The sequence below is a fragment of the Phenylobacterium sp. genome (genome assembly GCF_036821595.1).
Lineage (GTDB): Bacteria > Pseudomonadota > Alphaproteobacteria > Caulobacterales > Caulobacteraceae > Phenylobacterium.
Genome location: NZ_DAISJG010000139.1, coordinates 1 through 3,521 on the forward strand (window position 1 = coordinate 1; position 3,521 = coordinate 3,521).

Annotated in this window: 4 protein-coding genes; 3 read left to right on the plus strand and 1 reads right to left on the minus strand. The window is 70.9% G+C overall.

The features are described 5' to 3' along the window. The first annotated feature begins 59 nt into the window (after window positions 1-59). From V7Z97_RS19770 to V7Z97_RS19780, 3 genes are all read left to right on the plus strand, one after another. Window positions 60-1,127 carry a DNA topoisomerase IB gene (locus tag V7Z97_RS19770; protein ID WP_334165251.1) on the plus strand — a complete coding sequence of 356 codons (1,068 nt, stop codon included), beginning with the start codon at window positions 60-62 and terminating at the stop codon, window positions 1,125-1,127. Window positions 1,128-1,202: 75 nt separating this feature from the next. Continuing rightward, window positions 1,203-2,414 (plus strand): LLM class flavin-dependent oxidoreductase, encoded by a 1,212-nt coding sequence (locus tag V7Z97_RS19775; RefSeq protein WP_334165247.1) that lies wholly within the window; start codon window positions 1,203-1,205, stop codon window positions 2,412-2,414. A 2-nt stretch (window positions 2,415-2,416) separates the two neighbouring features. Further along, a complete protein-coding gene (locus V7Z97_RS19780) occupies window positions 2,417-3,232 on the plus strand; it encodes an arylamine N-acetyltransferase family protein (protein ID WP_334165248.1) in 816 nt (271 codons plus the stop codon). Here the strand turns inward: V7Z97_RS19780 and V7Z97_RS19785 are convergent. Beyond that, window positions 3,229-3,521: TonB-dependent receptor (locus V7Z97_RS19785; RefSeq protein WP_334165249.1), on the minus strand; the 293-nt coding region annotated here is incomplete at its 5' end. The two genes, V7Z97_RS19780 and V7Z97_RS19785, sit on opposite strands and share 4 nt — an antisense overlap.

Below are 3,521 nucleotides of genomic sequence, written 5' to 3' on the forward strand. Positions count from 1 at the left end.
CTCGCGCATACCACGTTGCGGCCGGGCCGGAGGAGTGTGCGGAACAGATGGCCAGGGACATGCCCGACGACCTCGCGCCATCGGCGCCCGTGCTTGAGGACGTGGAGGCGGTGGGCCTCGTCTACGTCAGCGACGGCGATCCGGGGATCACCCGCCGCAAGGCGGGCAGCGGCTTCAACTACCGCAAGGCGGACGGCTCGCCTGTCACGGACGAGAGGACGCTGGACCGCATCCGCAAGCTGGCCATCCCGCCGGCCTGGACCGACGTCTGGATCTGTCCCCGGCCCAACGGCCACATCCAGGCGGTGGGCAGGGACCAGAAGGGACGCAAGCAGTACCGCTATCACGACCGCTGGCGTGAGGTGCGCGACAGCCACAAGTACGACCGGGTGATCGCCTTCGGCCGCGCGCTGCCGAAGCTGCGCAGGAAGGTGGAGGCCGACCTCTCGCTGCGCGGCCTGCCCCGGGAGAAGGTGCTCGCGGCCGTGGTCCGCGTCATGGAGATGACGCTGATCCGCGTTGGCAACGAGGAGTACGCCAAGCAGAACAAGAGCTTCGGCCTGACCACCCTGCGCGACCGGCACGCCAAGATCGGCGCGACCCGGGCGGTCTTCGAGTTCCGCGGCAAGAGCGGCAAGGCGCACAGGACCGGGTTCAACGACCGGCGCCTCGCCCGGGTGGTGAAGGCCTGCCAGGATCTGCCGGGGCAGCGCCTCTTCCAGTACATCGACGAGAGCGGCGAGCAGAAGGTGGTCGAGTCCGCCGACGTCAACGCCTACCTGCGCGAGGCGCTGGGCGAGGACTTCTCGGCCAAGGACTTCCGCACCTGGGCCGGCACCCTGTCGGCGGCCCGGGCGCTCATCCTGCAGCCGCAGTGCGCCACGGCCGCTGAGTGCAAGCGCAACATCAACACCTGCGTGAAGGCCGTCGCGGGCATCCTCGGCAACACCGCCGCCGTGTGCCGCAGCGCCTACATCCACCCCGTCGTGATCGAGGCCTATGAGAAGGGCGCCCTGCCGCTGAAGCCGGCCAGGGACGAGCGCGCCTTCGAGCTGGAGGTCCTCCGGTTCCTGGAGGCCGCCCGCGACGAGGTGAAGGAGGAGATCCGCGAGCAGGCCCGCGGCTAGTCTTACCCCGCGGAACGCCGGTATCGTCCCCGCAAAGGCGCGGGGGGAACCGCGTCCCTGGGAGGACCACAAGCCGTGCTGCCGCAACGCCTGCGTTTCGGCGCGTTCATCGCGCCGTTCCACCCCGTCGACGAGAACCCGACGCTGGCCCTCCAGCGCGACCTGGAGCTGGTCGAGCACCTCGACCGGCTGGCCTATGACGAGGCCTGGATCGGCGAGCACCACTCGGCCGGCTACGAGCTGATCGCCAGCCCCGAGGTGTTCATCGCCGCCGCGGCCGAGCGGACGAAGCACATCCGCCTGGGCACGGGCGTCGCCTCCCTGCCCTACCACCACCCGATGATGCTGGCCGACCGCATCAACCAGCTCGACCACATGACCCGCGGCCGGGTGATGTTCGGCGTGGGCCCCGGCGCCCTGGTCTCCGACGCCTTCATGATGGGCATTCCCGTCCAGAAGCAGCGCGACCGCATGGACGAGGCGCTGGACGTCCTGGTGCGCCTGATGCGAGGCGAGGAGGTCACCCACCAGTCCGACTGGTTCGAGCTCCGGAACGCCCGCCTGCAGATGACCCCCTACTCCCGGCCCTCGGTGGAAATGGCGGTGGCCAGCCAGGTGTCGCCGACCGGCGCGCGGGCCGCGGGGCGGCACGGGCTCGGCCTGCTGTCGCTCGGCGCCACGTCCACGGCGGGATTCAACGCCCTCGCCTCCAACTGGGCGATCGCCACCGAACAGGCCGCCGAGCACGGCCAGACCATGGACCGCAACGCCTGGCGGCTGGTGGGCCCCATGCACGTGGCCGAGACCCGCGAACAGGCCATGGCGGACGTCCGCTTCGGCCTCGACAAGTGGATCTACTACTTCCGCGAGATCGCCAACCTGCCGATCGTGCCGGAGGGCGACGACCCGGTGCAGGCGATGATCGACACGGGTCTGGCGGTCATTGGGACTCCGGACGACTGCGCTCGGCGTATCCGCCAGCTGGTCGAGGAGAGCGCGGGCTTCGGCGCCTTCCTGTTCATGGACCACAACTGGGCGCCGTGGGAGGCGAAGAAGCGCTCCTATGAGCTCGTGGCCCGCTACGTCATGCCGGAATTCCAGCAGCTCAACGTCAACCGCGAGGCCTCCATGGCCTGGGTCGGCGAGAACAAGGCCGAATTCACCCAGGAGGTGCGTAACGCCGTGGGCGCCCGTATCGTCCAGCACATGATGGAGAAGGGCGCGGAGAACATCCGCCCGGAAATCGTGGAGCTGATCACCGGCGGCGGGGCGGCTCCCAAGGAGTAGCCGTGAACCTGAAGGCCTATCTCGACCGCATCGGCTTCACCGGCGAGGCGCGGCCGGACCTCGCGACCCTTGCGGCCCTGCACCGGGCGCACCTGCTGGCGATCCCCTACGAGAGCCTCGACGTCCAGCTCGGCCGGCCGCTGACGCCCGACCCGCACGCGGCCTTCGAGAAGATCGTCCTCCGGCGGCGGGGCGGCTGGTGCTACGAGATGAACGGCCTGTTCGGACTGGCGCTGGAGGCCATCGGCTTCCGGGTGACCCGGCTGGCCGGCGGCGTGATGCGGGAGGTCCTGGGCGACGTCCAGGTGGGCAACCACCTCGTCCTTCGTGTGGACCTCGACCGGCCCTGGATCGCCGACGTGGGCTTCGGCGACGGGACGCTTGCGCCCTTCCCGCTGGAGCCCGGCCCGTTCTCGACCGCGGGCTTCGACTTCCGGCTGGAGGCGCTCGACGATGCCTGGTGGCGCTTCCACAACCACGAGCACGGCGGCGCGAAATCCTTCGACTTCACGCTGGAGCCCGCCCAACCCGAGGTGCTGGCCGCCCGCTGCGACTGGCTGCAGACCGCGCCGGAGTCGAACTTCGTGCTGAACGCCGTGGCCCAGCGCTGGCGGCCGGACGGCCTCCTGCAGCTTCGCGGCCGCACCCTGCGCCGGGTGCGGCCGGGCGGGGTCGAGCAGCGCCTGATCGGCTCGGCGGACGAGTACGTCGCCGTCCTGGCCCGCGACTTCGACCTCGACCTGCCGGAAGCCGCCGCGCTCTGGCCGCGCATCTGCGCGCGCCACGAGGCCCTGTTCGGCGCCGCGGAGCCCGCCTAGCGCCGGTAGGCGAAGCCGATGCGCACGGTGCGCGGGGCCGAGAAGCTCTCGACGCCGTTCGCCGTCTCGCCCACCTCCAGCTCCTCGTCGAGCAGGTTCTCGGCGGCGACGTAGACCTCGCTGCGCGCGTCCACGCGCCAGGCGGCGCGCAGGTCGAGCTGGACGCCCGCGCCCAGCTTCCGCGTGTTGAGGTCGTCCTCCCAGCGCATGCTCTCGTAGCGCACGTCGCCGGCCAGGTTCAGGCGGGCCATGGGGCTCCAGTCGAGGCCGGCGGTGACCGTCAGCTTCG